At 71.8% G+C, this 15,611-nt stretch carries 12 protein-coding genes; 7 read left to right on the top strand and 5 right to left on the bottom strand.

From position 1 onward, the window contains the following. Window positions 1–15: 15 nt before the first annotated feature. Complete coding sequence (locus tag C8E87_RS04715) at window positions 16–843, bottom strand: LysR family transcriptional regulator (RefSeq protein WP_133871944.1); 828 nt, start codon at window positions 841–843, stop codon at window positions 16–18. A 69-nt stretch (window positions 844–912) separates the two neighbouring features. On the opposite strand from C8E87_RS04715, the gene C8E87_RS04710 reads away from it, so the two are divergent. Beyond that, window positions 913–1,635, top strand: a complete 723-nt coding sequence (locus C8E87_RS04710) for an SDR family oxidoreductase (RefSeq protein WP_133871943.1) — start codon at window positions 913–915, stop codon at window positions 1,633–1,635. A gap of 104 nt (window positions 1,636–1,739) precedes the next feature. Here the strand turns inward: C8E87_RS04710 and C8E87_RS04705 are convergent, their stop codons facing one another. Together C8E87_RS04705 and C8E87_RS04700 are read right to left on the bottom strand one after the other, a co-directional pair. After that, on the bottom strand, window positions 1,740–2,555 hold the full coding sequence (locus C8E87_RS04705) for an SAM-dependent methyltransferase (protein ID WP_133871942.1): 816 nt from the start codon (window positions 2,553–2,555) through the stop codon (window positions 1,740–1,742). A 59-nt stretch (window positions 2,556–2,614) separates the two neighbouring features. Further along, on the bottom strand, window positions 2,615–3,433 hold the full coding sequence (locus C8E87_RS04700; protein ID WP_133871941.1) for a helix-turn-helix transcriptional regulator: 819 nt from the start codon (window positions 3,431–3,433) through the stop codon (window positions 2,615–2,617). A gap of 198 nt (window positions 3,434–3,631) precedes the next feature. Here C8E87_RS04700 and C8E87_RS04695 point away from each other — a divergent pair, with 198 nt between their 5' ends. The 5 genes from C8E87_RS04695 to C8E87_RS04675 all read left to right on the top strand — a co-directional run bounded on the left by C8E87_RS04695 (window position 3,632) and on the right by C8E87_RS04675 (window position 9,311). After that, a complete protein-coding gene (locus C8E87_RS04695) occupies window positions 3,632–4,342 on the top strand; it encodes an SDR family oxidoreductase (RefSeq protein ID WP_133871940.1) in 711 nt (236 codons plus the stop codon). A 245-nt stretch (window positions 4,343–4,587) separates the two neighbouring features. Then, the gene (locus C8E87_RS04690) at window positions 4,588–5,328 is read left to right on the top strand and encodes an ATP-binding protein (protein ID WP_133871939.1); all 741 of its coding nucleotides are present in this window, start codon (window positions 4,588–4,590) and stop codon (window positions 5,326–5,328) included. Between the two features lie 67 nt (window positions 5,329–5,395). Continuing rightward, window positions 5,396–6,031: a TetR/AcrR family transcriptional regulator gene (locus C8E87_RS04685; RefSeq protein WP_133871938.1), complete on the top strand. Its 636-nt coding sequence runs from the start codon at window positions 5,396–5,398 to the stop codon at window positions 6,029–6,031. Between the two features lie 26 nt (window positions 6,032–6,057). Beyond that, the gene (locus C8E87_RS04680; protein ID WP_133871937.1) at window positions 6,058–8,409 is read left to right on the top strand and encodes an MMPL family transporter; all 2,352 of its coding nucleotides are present in this window, start codon (window positions 6,058–6,060) and stop codon (window positions 8,407–8,409) included. After that, a complete protein-coding gene (locus C8E87_RS04675) occupies window positions 8,406–9,311 on the top strand; it encodes a DUF5996 family protein (protein WP_203720687.1) in 906 nt (301 codons plus the stop codon). Before C8E87_RS04680 ends, C8E87_RS04675 begins: the two co-directional genes overlap by 4 nt. 134 nt (window positions 9,312–9,445) lie before the next feature. On the opposite strand, the gene C8E87_RS04670 is transcribed toward C8E87_RS04675, so the two are convergent. Continuing rightward, the gene (locus C8E87_RS04670) at window positions 9,446–10,261 is read right to left on the bottom strand and encodes a CHAT domain-containing protein (protein WP_166661081.1); all 816 of its coding nucleotides are present in this window, start codon (window positions 10,259–10,261) and stop codon (window positions 9,446–9,448) included. Window positions 10,262–11,966: 1,705 nt separating this feature from the next. Between C8E87_RS04670 and C8E87_RS04665 the strand changes: the two genes are divergently transcribed. Continuing rightward, window positions 11,967–13,766, top strand: a complete 1,800-nt coding sequence (locus C8E87_RS04665) for an immune inhibitor A domain-containing protein (RefSeq protein WP_203720688.1) — start codon at window positions 11,967–11,969, stop codon at window positions 13,764–13,766. Window positions 13,767–13,811: 45 nt separating this feature from the next. Here the strand turns inward: C8E87_RS04665 and C8E87_RS04660 are convergent, their stop codons facing one another. Continuing rightward, window positions 13,812–15,557 carry a PAS domain-containing protein gene (locus C8E87_RS04660; protein WP_133871935.1) on the bottom strand — a complete coding sequence of 582 codons (1,746 nt, stop codon included), beginning with the start codon at window positions 15,555–15,557 and terminating at the stop codon, window positions 13,812–13,814. Window positions 15,558–15,611 lie beyond the last annotated feature (54 nt).

Raw genomic sequence — 15,611 nt, 5'->3', positions numbered from 1 at the left:
TCTGAAACGACTTTGTCAAAGGCGGGTCGCGGCCATGACCAGTCCCGCCAGGGCGCGCGACCGGCTGTGCGGCGGCCAGGCGATCACCGTCGTGACCAGCGGCGCGTCCAGCACCGGCACGGTCACGATGGTGTCGCCGAGCTGGCTGCGGGCCGATTCGGGCAGCACCGCCACCGCCCGCCCCAGCGTGATGAGCTGCAGCAGCTGGGTGTGGTCGCGCACTTCGGGCCCGTCGCCGTCCGGATAGACGCCGTCCACATCGGGCCACCGCGGCATGGCCAAGTCCGATAAATCAGACATGCGGAGGGAGGGGCGGGTGCTGAGCGGGTGCCCCGAGGGCAGCAGCAACACCTGCGGCTCGGTGTTCAGCTCCTCGACGTCGAGCCCGGCCGTCGAGTCGAACGGCAGATGCAGCAACGCCACATCCGCACGCCCGTCACGCAGCATTCCCTCCTGCTGCCCGACCCCGCAGAGCACCACGTCGACGGGAACCGAGCCCGGCTCCGCCGCGTACGCATCCAGCAGTTTCGCCAGAATCTCGCCCGACGCCCCCGCTTTCGAGGCGAGCACCAGCCCGGGGTTCACCGAGGCCCTGCGCGTACGCCTTTCCGCCGCCTCGACCGCGTCCAGCGCCGCCCGTCCCTCGCGCAGCAGCACCGTGCCCGGCTCGGTCAGCGTCACCGCGCGGCTCGTACGGTGGAACAACTGCACGCCCAGTCGCCGCTCCAACTGGCTGATCGCCCGGGACAGCGGCGGCTGTGCCATGCCGAGCCGTTGCGCCGCCCGTCCGAAGTGCAGTTCCTCGGCGACGGCGACGAAATAGCGCAGCTCCCGCGTTTCCATACCTTCACGGTATCGCCGGCGACCCAGACAGTGTTGGCCCGAAACGGCGTCCGGGCGAACGATCGAGGCATGAGCAATCAGACGACAGCGCTGGTCACCGGCGCGAACAAGGGCATCGGGTACGAGATCGCGGCGGGCCTCGGCGCGCTGGGCTGGTCGGTCGGCGTGGGCGCCCGGGACGACGTACGGCGGGAGGCGTCGGTCGAGAAGCTGCGCGCGGCCGGGGTGGACGCGTTCGGGGTGCCGCTCGACGTCACCGACGACGCGAGCGTCACCGCGGCGGCCGAGCTGCTCGGCGACCGGGGCGGCCTGGACGTGCTGGTCAACAACGCGGGCATCACCGGCGAGAGCCCGCAGGAGCCCACCGTGGTCGACCCGGCCGTCATCCGCACGGTGGTGGAGACCAACGTGATCGGCGTCGTCCGGGTCACCAACGCGATGCTGCCGCTGCTGCGCCGTTCACCCGCCCCGCGCATCGTGAACATGTCGAGCACCGTCGGCTCGCTCACGCTGCAGAGCGCGAACACCGACGCGACCGGGCCGATCTCGGCGGCGTACGCGCCCTCGAAGTCGTTCCTGAACGCGGTCACGATCCAGTACGCCAAGGAACTGGGCGACACGAATATCCTGATCAACCTGGGGTGCCCGGGGTTCGTGGCGACCGACCTCAACGGGTTCCGCGGATACCGTACGCCGGAACAGGGCGCCCGGATCGCGATCCACCTCGCCACCCTGCCCGACGACGGCCCGACCGGCGGCTACTTCGACGACAACGGCCCGATCGCCTGGTGAAAGCCGGCAGCGGCCCGATCGCCCGGTGAAGAGCGGCAGCGGCCCGATCGCCTGGTGAAAGGCGGCAGCGGCCCGATCGCCCGGGGAGAGCCGGGGATGGGACGTCAGGGTTTGCGGCCGACCGCCGTCCAGATGTTGATGTCGGAGCGCGGGGGAATGACCGCGCCGGGGTCGGGCCGCCACTCGCTGGCCGGCACGACCCCGGGCTCGACCAGCTCGAGACCGTCGAACAGGGCGGCGAACTCGTCCTTGGGCCTGGTCCAGACGTCGGACTTGCCCTGTTCGACCAGCTGACGATAGATCGCTTGCTGCTCGGGCGTGCCGAAGTCGGCGGTGGCGTGGGTGGCGACCAGGTAACTGCCCGACGGCAGCCCGTCGAGCAGCTCACGCACGATCGGCTGGGCGGCGCCGTCGCCGTGGATGAAGTGCAGCACAGCGATCAGCATCAGGCCGACCGGCCGGCCCAGGTCGAGGGTGTCGTGCAGCGTCGGGTTCTCCAGGATCGACCGCGGGTTGTTCAGGTCGGCTTCGATGTACGCCGTACGCCCCTGGGGGCTGCTGTTGAGCAGGGCGCGGGCGTGCACCATGACCAGCGGGTCGTTGTCGACGTAGACGATCCGCGCGTCCGGGATGATCCGCTGCGCGACCTCGTGGGTGTTGTCGGCGGTGGGCAGGCCGGTGCCGATGTCGAGGAACTGGCTGATGCCCGCCTCGGCGGCCAGGAACTTGGTGGCCCGCTGCAGCTGGGCGCGGTTGGCCAGGGCGCCGTCGCGGACCTTGGGGAACAGCTTTTCGAGCGCGTCACCCGAGGCCCGGTCGGCGGCGAAATGGTCCTTGCCGCCCAGCCAGTAGTTGTATCGGCGGGCCGGGTGCGCAACGTTCGGGTCGAGCCCGTGGCGGGCGGCGCTGCTGTGATCCACAGCGGAACAATACCGCCGATTGTCCAGCCCTGTCGTGCGGGTCCACAGTAGAGCGGTGATCAGGCCTGCTGCGACGGGGTGAGCATGCCCAGCAGGGCGACGGCGTCGGCACTGGGCGAGCCGGGTTCGGGGGAGTAGACCACGAGTTCCTGACCGTCGCTTCCCCGTACGGAGAACGTCTGCACCCGCAAGGTCAGCTCGCCCACCTCGGGGTGGTGGAAACTCTTCACGTCCAGGCTCTTGCCCCGCGCGTCGTGGCGGCGCCACAGCTCGGTGAACTCGGCGCTGCGCTCGGTCAGCTCGGCCAGCACGGCCCGGATGCGCGGATGGCCGGGCGCCTTGCCCAGCTGCATGCGGAACCCGGCCACCGCGTTCGCGGCCACGGTCGGCCAGCCGGTGTAGAAGTCACGGGCGCGCGGGTCGGTGAACACGGCCAGCATCAGGTTGCGCGGGAAGCCGGCGAACAGCGCCTCACCCAGCGGGTTCGCGGCCAGGATGTCGTAGGCCCGGTTGTGGACGAGGGCGGGTGTGGCCGGCCAGGCCCGCATCAGCTGCACCAGCGCCGGCTCGACACGATCTTTCCCGTACGCCGCCCGTGCCGTCGGCGCCAGCCCGGCCAGCCGGAACAGGTGCGCCCGGCCGTCGTCGTCGAGCCGCAGGGCCACCGCCAGGGTCTCGGCCACCTGGGCCGACGGGTTGCGTTCGCGGCCCTGCTCGAGCCGCACGTAGTAGTCGACGCTCACCCCGGCCAGCTGCGCCACTTCCTCGCGGCGCAGCCCGGCCACCCGCCTGTCGCCGTGATCGGGCAGCCCGACCTGCGACGGCAGGACGGCGGCGCGGCGGTGGCGAAGGAAGTCGCCCAGCTCAGTGGTCGGCATACGTCAACGGTAAGCCGACCACGGCCGCCCTGCCTGGCCCTGTCACACCCAGCCGGCCCGGCTCGGCCGCCTGGCCCTGTCACACCCGAGCTGGCCACGCTCGGCCGCCTGGCTCTGTTGCACCCACCCGGCCCGGCTCGGCTGCCTGGCCCTGTTGCACCCTTCCAGGCAGGCGCCGGGCCGGCGCACGGTCGAAGCATGACCGAACAGCAGAAGATCATCCTGGTGACCGGCGCGAGCAGCGGCATCGGCGCGGCCACGGCCCAGCGCCTGGCCATCGCCGGGCACGTCGTGGTGGCCGGGGCCCGCCGCCCGATCGCAGCCGCCGAACGTCTCGAACCGGCCCACCTCGACGTCACCGACCGCGACTCGATGACCCGCTTCGTCACCGGCGCCGCCGAACGTCACGGCCGCGTCGACGTGCTGGTGGCCAACGCGGGCGTCATGCCCCTGTCCCGGCTCGACGCGCTGCTCGTCGACGAGTGGGACCGCATGATCGACGTCAACGTGCGTGGCCTGCTCCACGGCATCGCCGCCGTCCTGCCGTTCTTCCAGCGCCAGGGCGCCGGTCACCTGATCACCACCGCCTCGGTCGGCGCGCACGAGGTCGTGCCCACCTCGGCGGTCTACTCCGGCACCAAGTACGCGGCGTGGGCGATCACCGAGGGCCTGCGCCAGGAGTCCGAGCCCGGCATCCGCGTCACCACGATCACGCCCGGCGTCACCGAGAGCGAACTGGCGGGTCAGATCACCGACCCGTACGCCCGTGCCGCCATGACCGAGTACCGCCGCGACGTCATCGCGGCCGACGCGGTCGCCCGTGCCGTCCAGTTCGCGATCGACCAGCCCGCCGACGTGGACGTCAACGAGATCATCGTCCGCCCGACCCGCCAACGCCCGGCCGCCTGACCGGGGTTTTCCGGGCGCAACCACGCACGCAGATCGGAGCGAAGCGACCCTCGGCGGGAGCTGCGGTCCGTCACCCACCACCCCGCTACGACATCTGCTTTTGATTTTCGAGCCTCGGTGAAGTGCCCCGGTACAGCGCTTCCGTCCATCGGGCGATAGGCGCGCGACCAGGGATTGCGCGGGGGTGGGCGTCGGGCGTTTCGTGAAGGGCGCCACGGGCGGGGAGGTGCGAGCAGAGGGCTGCGATGTTGACGACGACGACCGACCGGAACCTCGGCACCGGGATCACGACGGTACGCCTGCACGGCGAGCTGTCGGTGGTCACGGTGCCCGAGCTGGGCACGGCGCTGGCCAAGGCCGCGGCGGAGTGCCCGGCGGCGGTGATCGTGGATCTGGCCGGGCTGCGGCACGAGGATGACCCGTTGCTGAGTGTGTTCGCGGCGGTGACGCAGGACGCCCAGCTTCACTGGGGAGTGCCTGTGCTGCTGTGCGGGGCGACTTCCGGCGTACGGGAGGGCTTGTCGGCCGTCCGCGCCTATGTGGCACTTTACGAGGACAGTTCGCACGCGGCCCTGGCCGTGAACGCCGGCGTGCCGCGCTGGGAGCGCCGGCATCTGCCGCCCGAGCGCAGCAGCGCCGCCGCCGCCCGGAACGTGACGGGGGATGCCTGCCTGGCCTGGGGTCTGCCGCAGCTGCACGCCCCGGCCCGGCTGGTGGCGAACGAGCTGGCGGCCAACGCGATCGTGCATGCAGGCTCGGATTTCGACCTGACCGTCGTCCACACGGGACGCTACCTGCGCATCGGCGTGCAGGACGACGCGCCGGCGATGCCCCGGGTGCCGGAGGAGCCGGCGCACACGAGCACGCTGATGCGACCGGGGTCGGGGCGTGGTCTGCGCATCGTGGCCGCGGTGGCCACCCATTGGGGCGCCACCCCGCTGCCCGGCGGCAAGGTCGTGTGGGCGCTCATCCGTTCCGGCGAATAAGGCGGCCGGCCGGGGCGGGCCCGATCAGTTTGCACGCGGTGCAACGCTGCATTTAGTGTACGCATTCGTGGTCGTCAACGCGGAGGTGCCGGATCGGCGGGCGGCTCTGAAGGCCCGCCACCGCCGGGCCATCCTCGACGCCGCCAAGGCCCTCATCGACGAGGGTGGCACGGCACGGTTCAGCGTGGAGGAACTGGCCACGCGGGCCGACGTGTCGCGACGGACCATCTTCAACCATTTCGCCTCGATCGACGACGTGGTGACGACCGCCTGCACGGAGGTGCTCGGGACGGTCATCGAGGCCTTCCGTACGCAGGTCAGCGCGAGTGCCGTCGGGGCGGGCACCCGGGCCGAGATGTTCGCGACGGTGGCCGCGGCCCTGCGGGCGGCCGACGTGCCCAGCACGATCGCGTTCCTGTGGCGGGCCCTCGGCGGGTTCAGCGCCGGCGACCCGCGGCCGCGGCAGATCTTCCAGGCCACTTTCTCCCGTACGACGGCCGACCTCGCCCGCGAGCTGGCCGAGCGCCACCCCGACCGGGATCCGCTGGAGGCCGAACTGCTGGTGAGCTCGCTCATGCACGGCACCGAGGTGATCGCGCACCACTGGATAGCCGGCACCGGCGCGGTCACCGGCGACCGGGCCCGCAAGCACTGGCACGACCTGCTCGATCGTTTGATCGACGACATCCGTACCGGTTACTGACATCCCCCTTCGAGAAAACCGGATCAATGGCTGAGCTGCTGTACCGCCTGGGCCGCCTCTGTGCCCGCCGCGCCTGGACCGTCCTGGCTGCCTGGACAGTCGTCCTTGCCGTGACCGTCAGTGGCTACCTCGCGTTCGGCGGCGTGTTGTCGTCGCAGGTGACCATCCCGGGCACCGCCACCGAGGAGGTCTCGGGCAAGCTGGCCGACCGGTTCCCGAGCGCGAGCGGCGGCAACGGCGCGATCGTGTTCTCCACCACCGACTCCTCGGCGTTCACCGAGGCGCAGCGTACGGGGATCACCGCCGTCCTGCGCAGCGCCCGCGAGCTGGACGGGATCGCCACCACGGTTGACCCGTTCGCCACCGAGGGGCAGCTGGCCGAGCAGACCGCGCGGATCACCGACGGCCGCCGGCAGTTGGAGGAGGGACGGGCCCAGGTCGCCCAGCTGCCCGCCGCCCAGCGCGCGGTGGCCGAGGAGCAGCTCCAGGCGCAGAGCACCACCCTTGACCAGTCGCAACGGCTCATCGACATGTCGGCCCAGGTCCGTACGGTGTCGCCGGACGGCGCCGCCGCGGTCGCGCAGGTCGTCTTCACCGAGGCTCGGCTCGACGTCACCCCCGAGACCAAGGAGAGCGTGGTCGAGCACGTCAGCGCGGGCGTGCCGGACGGGGTGGAAGCCGACTTCTCCAGCGACATCACCCAGGGCGTGCCCGAGGTGCTGGGCGTCGGCGAGGTCGCCGGCGTGGTCATCGCCGCCATCACCCTGATGATCATGCTGGGGGCGGTGGTCGCGGCGGCCCTGCCGATCGTGACGGCGCTGGCCGGCGTGGGTATCGGCGTCACCGCCGCGCTGGCGTTGAGCGGCGTGGTCGAGATGCTGTCGATCACCCCGGTGCTCGGGATCATGCTCGGGCTGGCCGTCGGCATCGACTACTGCCTGTTCATCCTCAACCGGCACCGGCGGCAGCTGCTCGACGGCGTGGAGTTGCACGAGTCGATCGGGCTGGCCAACGGCACCTCCGGCAACGCGGTCGTCTTCGCCGGCTCGACCGTGCTGGTCGCCCTGCTCGCGCTGAACGTCACCGGCATCGGCTTCCTCGGCCTGATGGGCACCGTCGGCGCGATCTGCGTCGCCGTGTCGGTGCTGCTGGCCGTCAGCCTCACCCCGGCGCTGCTGTCGCTGCTGGGCGCCCGGATCCTCAGCCGCAAGGCCCGCGCGCGCATCGGCCGGACCCACCACGGCCGGGCGCCGAGCGAGCCGATGAGCACCGGCCGCGCGGTGCTGACCGTCCTCGGCGGCCTGGCGGTGCTGCTCACTATCGCCGTGCCGGCCCTGTCGATGCGGCTGGGCCTGCCCGACGGCAGCTCCGAGGCGGCGAGCTCGACGCAGTACCAGGCGTACAAAAAGATCGAGGAGAAGTTCGGGGCCGGCGTCAACGGGCCGCTGCTCGTGGTGGCCGACCTGCCGCAGCCGATCACCGAGCAGGCCCGCCTGGTCGCGGAGCAGGTGCGCGTAGCCGAGCGGCTGCTCGCCGTGGACGGGGTCACCGCGGTCGCGCCGATCGGGCAGTCCGAGGACAAGACGCTGCTCGGGTTCCAGGTGATCCCGGCCGACGGCCCGTCCAGCTCCTCCACCGAACAGGTCGTGCGTGACCTGCGTGACCTGTCGCCGCTGCCCACCGACGTGCGGCTGGGCGTGGCCGGCAGCGCCAGCGGCAACATCGACATCTCCGAGCAGCTCGCCGAGGCCCTGCCGGGCTACCTCGGGCTGGTGCTGGGCCTGTCGCTGATCATTCTGATCTTCGTGTTCCGGTCGATCCTGGTGCCGCTGACCGCCACGCTCGGGTTCATCCTGTCGCTGTTCGCCACGTTCGGCGGGATCACCGCGATCTTCCAGTGGGGCTGGCTGGGCGCGGTCTTCGGGGTGCACGACCCCAACCCGGTGCTCAGCTTCCTGCCCACCATCCTGATCGGCATCCTGTTCGGGCTGGCCATGGACTACCAGCTGTTCCTGGTGTCGGGCATGCGCGAGGCGTACGCCCACGGCGCCCCGGCGAGGTTGGCCGTGCGTCAGGGTGTGCACGCCGGCCGTACGGTGGTCACCGCCGCCGCCATCATCATGATCGCGGTGTTCGGCGGCTTCATCTTCGCCAACACGGCGATCATCCGGTCGCTCGGTTTCGGCCTGGCCTTCGGCGTGCTCACCGACGCCTTCCTCGTACGCATGCTGCTCATCCCGGCCGTCATGCACCTGCTCGGCCGGTCCGCGTGGTGGATCCCGCGCCGGCTCGACAACCTGCTCCCGAACGTCGACGTGGAAGGCGCCGCCCTCGAGCGCAACCACCCGGCCGCAACAGCTGGCACCCTGGAGCGGTGAGCACAGCGACCTGGCCGCGGCTGCGCGTGGCCGACTGGACCGACACCCGCGACACCCTGCACATGTGGACCCAGATCGTGGGCAAGGTGCGGATGGCCTACGCGCCGCCGGTCAACCACTGGTGGCATGTCACGCTTTATCCCGACGCGAGCGGGTTGAGCACGTCGGTGATCCCGTACGGCGATGGGGTCTTCGACATGGCGTTCGACTTCCTCGCCCATCGGCTGCGGCTGCGCACCGGTGACGGCGGCTCGGCCGAGGTCGTGCTGGAACCCAAGAGCGTCGCCGCCTTCTACGCCGAGACGATGGACGCGCTGGCCTCGCTGGGCCTGACACCACGCATCCACGCCGTGCCCAACGAGGTCGAGCCGGCGATCCCGTTCGCCGAGGACAAGACCCATTGCTCGTACGACGGAGCCTCCGCGCAGCTGTTCTGGCGGCAACTGCTGCAGGCCCAGCGCGTCCTCGAGAAGTTCCGGTCCGAGTTCGCCGGCAAGGCCAGCCCGGTCCACTTCTTCTGGGGCGCGATGGACCTGGCGTACACGCGGTTCTCGGGCCGGCACGCCCCACCGCACCCGGGCGGCGCCCCCAACTGCCCGCCGTCGGTGATGCAGGAGGGCTACTCCCACGAGCTGGCCAGCTTCGGTTTCTGGCCGGGCGGCGGGGCGGAGGGCGCTTTCTACGCGTACGCGTATCCGGAGCCGGGCGGGTATGCCGAGCGCAACGCGGCCTTCTACGACCCGGACCTGCGCGAGTGCCTGCTGCCGTACGAGACCGTGGCCGCCGCCGACGACCCCGACGAGACGCTGCTGACGTTCCTGCGCTCGACCTACCTGGCCGCCGCCGACCTGGCCGACTGGGACCGGCCCGCTTTGGAGGCTGTGCGTCCGCTCGCGCCGTGACCAGCACCATGAGTCTGTCCCGGCGACCCCGCGCAGCGGACCGGCGGCCCGATCGCCGAACAGTTCCCACAAGCCGCTCAGCGTGCTCACCGGGCTTGATCAAGCTGGGCCGGGCGATGGTGCGGCCACGCGCCCTACCGGCCGAAGTGGATCAGGCCGGCCCAGTCGGTGACCGGACGGTCGAGCAGGGCCAGCTGGGCTCTGCGCAGCGCGTCGGCGGGAGGCCGGCCGGCCGCGATGTGCTCGTGGAAGAGCACCATCACGTCGGAGGTGGCCCGGTCGGGCAGACTCCACTGGGCTGCCACCACCGAGCCCGCCCCGGCCGACAGGAACGTGGCGGCGAGGCTGAACGCCTCGTCCCAGCCCCGCCCCGAGACCGCGCTGCGGCAGGCGGCCAGCACGACCAGACCAGGACGCCGGCCGTTGCGGGTCGCCCCGGCCAGCCGGTCGGCGCTGAGCCGCTCGCCGCCGTGCAGCAGCAGCGAGGCCTGGTCGTCGCGCACCTCGCCGTGGCAGGCCAGGTGCAGCACGCCGCCGGTCTCGCTGTCGTCGGCCAGCCACGCCTCGACCTCGGCGGCGCTGCCGGCGCCACCCGGCGGCCCCGAGGCTGGTCCGGCGGGTGCGCCACCGGCTCGGCCCAGGTAGCGGGCCTGCGGGAAGAACCGCCGGTACACGATCCGTGCCTCCTCGCGGGCGGCGGGCAGATCGGGGGCGGCGCCGCCGGTGTCCGGGTCGCCGACGATCAGCACCGGGCCGTCGATCCTGGCTTGGGTGGCGGCGGCCCGGCACAGCATGCGGGCCGAGGGCGCGTACGAGATGGTGGCGCGCTCGATCGCGTACGTCCCGCCGGAGCGCGCGGCGTGCCAGGCCACCGAGCCGAGCTTGCCCATCGGTATGAGGACCATCCGCGGCTCGCGCCCGGCGAACGGCCCGTCGAGCAGCGGCCCCATCGCGGCCCGCCACGCCCAGTCGCCGTCGCCGTGCATCTCGGGGACACCCAGATCCCGGGGACACCCAGATCCCGTACGCCGGGGGTGGTGATCGCGTGCAGCGGCGGGTCGGTCAGCTCCGGCAGCTCGACGATCATGGCCGGACCGTGCGCGGGAACGACGACCGCGTGCCCCACCTGCTCGTCGGCCGGAACCAGGTAGACCAGCGCGTCGGCGTCCACGGCGGTCAGCGCAGCCCGCACCTCCTCGCCGGTCGGCGGGTCGAGCAGGCGGCGCGGTTCGACCAGCCGCCGGAAGACCGCCTTGCGCAGCTCGGCCGGTTTGGCCTCGAGCCCGTCGGGCAGCGCGGCCCACTGCTGGGCGAGGTCGCCGAACCCTGCCTCGGCCAGCTGCCGCGGCACGTCCCGGGTCTCGGTCGCCGCGTGCAGAATCAGCGCCCGGCCCATCTCCAGCGCGGCGGCGGCGCCGTCGGCGTGCCCGTCGGCGGCGTGCCAGCCGGCGACCTCGAGCGCGTCGAGGGCCGCCCACTTCACAGCGGCCGCCGCGGCTGCGGTGTGGGCCTGCATGAGCACCTGCCACATGTGCCCGCGCAGCCCGTCGATCCCGGCCGTGAGGGCGTCGGCGTGGCGCCCGACCAGGCGATAACCCAGGCCGAGCCGCAAACAGACGAGTGCCCAATGTGGTTGCCCGGTCCAGCCGGCGAGCTCGCGGGCCTGTTCCAGCAGGGCGACGCCCTCGGCCGCGTCCCGCAGCGCGCCGGTCATCGGGCGCAGGGACATCCGGATGACCATCCGCGCCGGTCCGGGCGCCGCTTCGCTGGTCGCCTGGGCCCGGTTGAGCAGGGCATCGGCCAGCATGGTCAGGTATTGCGGACGCTGCGGGTCGCCCGCCGCGGCGTGTTCGACGGCTTTCCGGAAGTCGCGGATGGCGACGGTCAGGAGCACGGGATGGCCGTTGCCGGCGCTGATCATCCCGATCTGGGCGAACAGCAACGCGCGTTCCAGCGGCGTCATGTCCAGCCGTACGGCGTCCCGGCGCAGCTTGTTGATCGTCTTCGCCGGGACCGGCCCGCCGGCGGCGAGCAGTTGCATTGCCTGGTGAATCGCGTCCGGCACGCGGCCGTCGGCCGGCGGGAGAACGGTGAACGCGGCCCCGCGGGGCCGGGTCACGTGCTGCGCCAGGAAACCGGCCGTCCGAGCCAGCGGGTCGAGAATCTCCCGCAGCGGGAAGTCCGCGGGCAGCCGGGCTCGCAGCTCGGCCAGCCGCGCGGGCAGGGCCGTCAACGCCGCCACATCGCGATGCTCGTAGGCGGTCAGCAGGTCGGCCCAGAGCCGCACCACCGCGATCTCGTCCGCGCCCAGATGGCCGGCCAGCGCGTCGACCGCCCGCGTCAGGTCCTCCGCCCCGACGCCGGGGTGTCCCTGCATGAGCGCGTTGATCACCCGTTGGAACTCACGCGCGGCCTCCTCGAAGCTCACACCCCTTCCTGACGGACGGACGGCCGGACGCGCCCCCGCCGTCGCTTGCCTCGCCTCGGCCTGCCTGCCCCGCCCCGCGCCCGCCCCGCCCGCCACGGCCGGGGCCTGACCTTGGTTATCGACATATTCGAATGCATGAGATTTCATGAACACGACCCGGGCCGGAAACGGAGTTCCGACAGCGTGCTCGTCGTCCGGCTTACCTCTGAAGGTTTGAGGAGTGCTCCTTGAAACAACGTCACGTCGTGCTGGCGGCCGTCTCCGCGATCGCGGTGACCGCCGGCTTCACGGCCGCTCCGGCGTCCGCTTTCGAATCACCGAACGCGGGTTCGCCGGGTGCCATCGAGACCTCACTGGGCGAGGACAACCTGCCCCACCCGCTGGGCGAACAGCGCGAGGCCGAGCGTACGGAGGCCCTGGAGAAGCTCATCGCGGGCGAGCTCAAGGCCGAGAACCGTACGGGATCGGAAGTCATCAAGCTCGGCAAGAACCGCTTCGTCGAGTACCGCAAGAAGCAGACCAAGACCGACCCGGTCCTCACGTTCCTCGTCGAGTTCGGCGACGCCACCTACCCGGCGGCGGGGGGCACTCCGGGACCGCTGCACAACCAGATCCCGCGCCCCGACCGGGCCAACGACAACACGACGATCTGGGCGAGCGACTTCAGCCCCGCGCACTTCAAGAAACTCCTGTTCGACAAGAAGCAGGAGTCGATGACGACCTTCTACTCGAAGCAGTCGGGCGGGCGCTACACGGTCAGCGGTGACGTCTCCGAGTGGGTCGAGCTGCCCTACAACGAGGCCCGCTACGGCAGCAACGAGATCGCCGAGAGCGACGGCTACTGGAACTTCGTCAAGGACAGCGCCACCGCCTGGTACGAGTCGCAGGTCGCCGCCGGCAAGACGTCCGCGCAGATCAAGGCGTACCTGAAGACGTTCGACGTGTGGGACCGCGACGACTTCGACGGCGACGGCGACTTCAACGAGCCCGACGGGTACGTCGACCACTTCCAGGCCATCCACGCCGGTGAGGGCGAGGAGGCCGGCGGCGGCGCGCAGGGTGAGGACGCGATCTGGTCGCACCGCTGGTTCGCGTTCCCCGACCTGGCCGGCAGCGCGGGCCCGGAGGGCAACAAGGCCGGCGGCGCGCAGATCGGCGACACCGGCATCTGGATCGGCGACTACACGACGGAGCCGGAGAACGGCGGCCTCGGCGTCTTCGCCCACGAGTACGCCCACGACCTGGGCCTGCCCGACCTGTACGACACCGCGGGCGGCGACAACGGCACCGGTTTCTGGACCCTGATGTCGGCCGGTTCGTGGCTGGGCCGCGGCGCCCCGACGATCGGCTCCACCCCCGGTTACATGGGCGCCTGGGAGAAGATCTTCCTCGGCTGGTCCGATTTCGTGACGGTCGAGCCGGGCAAGTCCAAGTACGTCACCCTCGGCTCGGCCGCGTACGGCGAGGGCGTGCTGCCCCAGGCCGTGGTGGTGCCGCTGGCCGACGGCTCGTACTACGCCGCCGAGTACAGGACGTACAACGGCTACGACGAGGTCCTCAAGGTCGGCCCGTACAACTGGGGCTGGCAGGACACCCGCCCCGACTGGGCCGAGCGTTTCCCCTACCAGGACGGCCTGGTGGTCTGGTACGTCAACCCGGCCGTGGGCAACAACAACACCAGCCGCCACCCCGGTACGGGTCTGGCCCTGCCGGTCGACGCACGGCCGTCCCCGATCGTCTTCCCCGACGGCGTCCTGCTCGGCAACCGGCGTCAGCCCTTCGACGCCACGTTCGGCCTGCAGAAGACCGACCCGGTGACGTTCCACCGCAACGGCGTTCCCGTGTCGGTGCCCCGCCAGCCGGCCATCCCGGTTTTCGACGACTCGGACCCGCTGCGCTACTGGAACGCGGCCAACCCGCAGAACTCGGTGAAGGTGGCCGGCGCGGGCGTCAAGATCGAGGTCAAGACCCAGATCACGGGCCTGGTCCCGCTGATGACCCTCAAGGTGACCCCGCCGAAGGCGTGACGTGAGCGCGGGCCCCGTGCACCCCACGGGGCCCGCCCGCGCCGATCAGTAGCGGAACTTGTCGCGGGCGCTGCGGCGGTTCACCCAGGACGGCAGCTCGCCCAGGTTGTCGCGCTGGGGCTGCTGGTCGTCCGGCTCGGGACCCCGGGTGAAGCGCCGCATGGTCACCACGAAACCCTGGACCAGGCGGTCCGCGCGCAGGTCGCGGTACGTGGCCTCGACCGGCACCGGGGTGCCGTCGGCCCGCAGCAGCGAGCAGAACACCACTCCGTCGCCGGAGCCGCGGAAGGCGCGGCACAGCTGGTCGCGGTCGTCCGGATGCACCAGCTCGTCCAGTGTGGCCAGTGGCGGCAGGTCGTCGGCGCCGAGCAGTTCGCGCAGCGACGGACTCGCGTACCGGATCCGCCTGTCCTCGTCGATCACCACCATGATGTCGGCGCTGTTGCGGATCACCGCACGCAGGTAGAGGTCGCTGTCGCGGCGGCCGACCGCCTCCATCAGCGAGACGCGTTCCAGCGCCAGCGCGGCCTGCCCGGCCAGCACCTCGAGGGTGTCGCGGGTGGCGGTGAGGGTGTCGCGCCGGCCCTCAAGGATCAGGGCGCCGCCGCCGGGCCGGGCGACGGAGAGCGGTTCCAGCCACAGTGGGCAGATCAGCGTGGCGTGGCCGGGGTCCGCGTCCTCGATCCACCAGCTGCGCCGCGGTGACCCGTCCTCGGGGCCGGGCGCGGCTCCGAGCGCGAACTCGCGGTCCGGCGGGGTCTCAAGCGCGCTCTCGCGGCCGGCGCTGGTGTCGCGGGTGAGTTCGTGGTCGGGGGCGGTCGCGCGGCCGGGCGCGGTTTCGAGGGCGAGTTCGTGGTCGTCGGCGGCGAACACCGTACGGCGTACGGTCCCGGGCGGCATGAGCTGGGTGACCGCGGCCCGGACGGCCTCGTTCACGGCCGACGTGTCGGCGGCGGCGACCAGCGCGGCGCTCGCCTGCCGCAGACCGCGTTCACGCGCCAGGGCCTGACCGTTCAGGGTCACCGAGTCGGTCAGCCGGGTGATGGTCAGCAGCAGCGTGATCGCGCCCGCCACGGCGATCACCACGCCGTCTCCGACCCGGCCCGAGACCGCCTCGATCAGCAGAACGACCGGCGGGGTGACCACGGCGACGCCGAGCAGGGCCGCCCATCGCCCCCGCCACGGGCTCGGCCGCGGCGCCGCGGGCTCGGTGAGCCGGACCATCGACGGGTGCAGCGCGGCGGCGCCCCAGGCCAGGTAGAGCACCACGTACCCGATCTCGCTCAGCCGGCCCGGCCACAGCGGCTCCACGATGTTGCCGGCCAGGACACCGACCGCGCCGGCGACGAGCAGGGCGGCCGAGACGTTGCGGCCCGCGGCGACCAGCACCCGGGTGACAACCGCGAGGAGCAGCAGGGCGCCGATCACGTACGCCCCGGAGATGTCACCGATCCGGCGGGCGTCACCGATGACGAACACCCAGACCACCAGCAGCGTCGAGCACGCGAACGCCAGCAGGTCGATCAGCCGGGCCCGGTCGACCAGCATCGAACCGACGCGGGTCAGCTGCAGCAGACTGCACGCGACCAGCGCGAACATCGCATAGAAGCAGAGGTCGGCCAGGTCGGGCCGGTTCAGCGCGGTCAGCACGTCGCCGGCGGCGCTGGTCACGATGGCGCCGGCCAGCAGCAGCCAGGGCCCCGTGCGGGCGGGCCGGTGACGACGGACGCCGTAGACGATGGCGGACGTGCTACCGATTCCCAGCACAACCCACTCGATGACCCTCAGCACCCTCAACTAGTACCAGCGCCGTTGCGGTGTGTCCATGAGCATGTATACGCAGCG

This window comes from Paractinoplanes brasiliensis (assembly GCF_004362215.1).
In the GTDB taxonomy this organism is placed as follows: Bacteria; Actinomycetota; Actinomycetes; order Mycobacteriales; family Micromonosporaceae; genus Actinoplanes; species Actinoplanes brasiliensis.
This window is presented reverse-complemented; position numbering and strand designations above follow the sequence as displayed.

Bases quoted from the DNA above. Each gene is read 5' to 3' on its own strand.
- C8E87_RS04715 (WP_133871944.1), bottom strand. From the start codon at position 843: ATGGAAACGCGGGAGCTGCGCTATTTCGTCGCCGTCGCCGAGGAACTG.
- C8E87_RS04710 (WP_133871943.1), top strand. From the start codon at position 913: ATGAGCAATCAGACGACAGCGCTGGTCACCGGCGCGAACAAGGGCATC.
- C8E87_RS04700 (WP_133871941.1), bottom strand. From the start codon at position 3,433: ATGCCGACCACTGAGCTGGGCGACTTCCTTCGCCACCGCCGCGCCGCC.
- C8E87_RS04695 (WP_133871940.1), top strand. From the start codon at position 3,632: ATGACCGAACAGCAGAAGATCATCCTGGTGACCGGCGCGAGCAGCGGC.
- C8E87_RS04690 (WP_133871939.1), top strand. From the start codon at position 4,588: ATGTTGACGACGACGACCGACCGGAACCTCGGCACCGGGATCACGACG.
- C8E87_RS04680 (WP_133871937.1), top strand. From the start codon at position 6,058: ATGGCTGAGCTGCTGTACCGCCTGGGCCGCCTCTGTGCCCGCCGCGCC.
- C8E87_RS04670 (WP_166661081.1), bottom strand. From the start codon at position 10,261: ATGGGGCCGCTGCTCGACGGGCCGTTCGCCGGGCGCGAGCCGCGGATG.